Here is a 1,464-nt window from a genome sequence, read left to right as displayed (position 1 = left end):
CCGGTCGCGGCCGGGGATCTCGCCGTCCCAGTCCTGGGCGGCGTCGAGCACGGCGTTCCACACGGCGGGTGCACCGCACATCAGCGTGACGCCGTGGTCGCGGACCCGGCGCAGGATCTCGGCGCCGTCGACCTTGCGCAGCACGACCTGCGGCACGCCGAGCCCGGCCAGGCCGAACGGCATCCCCCAGCCGTTGCAGTGGAACATCGGCAGCACGTGCAGGTAGACGTCCCGCTCCCAGGCGCGGGTGTGCATGGCGAAGGTGACCGCGTTGATCCAGATGTTGCGGTGGGTCATCTGCACGCCCTTGGGGCGGGCGGTGGTGCCGGAGGTGTAGTTGATCGTGGCGGTGGCGTCCTCGTCCGGCTCGCCCCACGGGCGGGGCTCGGTGTCGAAGCGCATCAGCTCGGACTCGGTCTGCTCGCCGAGCACGAAGCGGTGCCGGGCGGTGACGCCGTCCAGCTCCAGCTCGGGGTCGACGAGCAGCACGGACGCGCCGCTGTGCTCGACGATGTAGGAGACCTCGTCGGGTCGCAGCCGGAAGTTCACCGGCACCGCGATGCGACCGCCGGCGGGCACGGCGTGCAGCAGTTCGAGCAGCCGGGCCGAGTTGTGGCTGACCACGGCCACCCGCTCGCCCTCACCGACGCCGAGCGCGTCGAACCCGGCCTGCCAGGCGCGGACGCGGGCGGCGAACTGCCCGAAGGTGGTGGTCGGCACGGGTGCGGCGGGCTGGTCGGGCTCGTCGACGGTGGCCGTCGTGTCGGCGAAGACCTGCTCCGCCCGGTAGAGGAAGTCGGCGACAGTCAGGGGTACGCGCATACGTGGTGACCTTATTGAGGCGTCAGCGCCGCGTCACCCGGTCCTCAGCACGAACCTGCGGTTCAGCGGCTGGACCGGTCGGGGGCGGTCGGCGTGGGCTCGGACGAAGGCGCGCAGGGCCGGTTCCTCGACCTGGACCGGCTCGTCCATGACGACCCAGCTGACCACCTCGTCGAACGCGCCCGTGGTCAGCGAGCCCTCGTAGCGGTGGAAGCCGCCGCCCGGGAACAGCGCCGGCAGGTCGATGCCGCTGGGCGGCTTGCCCTCCGACGCGCCCGGCTCGCCCAGGTCGACGAACACCGCGACCACGCACGCCCGCAGCTCGGCGTCCGCCCTCACGTGCACCGCGTGCAGCTCCGCGCCCCGAGGGCGACCGCGGACCCAGTGCTCGCTCGGCCGGTGGAAGTGGAGGTTGTCGAGCCGGAACTCGACCCCGCCCAGGCACACCACGTGCTCGCCCCTGGGCCGCAGTCGCCAGCCGTGGGCCTCCTCGGCCGCGCTGAACTGGTCGGCCCGCCAGCGCACGGTCAGCTCCTCCGCCAGGCCCGGCACCTGGTCACCGGGGGTGACGGTCACGCCCAGCTCCTCGGCGCACTCGCGGACGACGGCGGCGTGGTCGGTCTCGCCGGGTTCGACGCGGCC

General features: G+C 73.4%; 2 protein-coding genes and 1 pseudogene. All 3 read right to left on the bottom strand.

The window, feature by feature from the left end; translation table 11 throughout:
* Positions 1-822 (bottom strand): AMP-binding protein (locus AB0G02_RS39940; RefSeq protein WP_360805658.1); only part of this gene is annotated, 822 nt, incomplete at its 3' end.
* A 33-nt stretch (positions 823-855) separates the two neighbouring features.
* Complete coding sequence (locus AB0G02_RS39935) at positions 856-1,269, bottom strand: carbonic anhydrase family protein (protein WP_360805661.1); 414 nt, start codon at positions 1,267-1,269, stop codon at positions 856-858.
* Positions 1,270-1,350: 81 nt separating this feature from the next.
* A pseudogene (locus AB0G02_RS39930) lies at positions 1,351-1,464 on the bottom strand (NUDIX domain-containing protein); the annotation flags it as partial.

Source organism: Actinosynnema sp. NPDC023658, assembly GCF_040639995.1.
Classification (GTDB): domain Bacteria; phylum Actinomycetota; class Actinomycetes; order Mycobacteriales; family Pseudonocardiaceae; genus Actinosynnema.
Note: the sequence above shows the minus strand (reverse complement) of the source record. Positions and strands in the feature narration are given on the sequence as shown.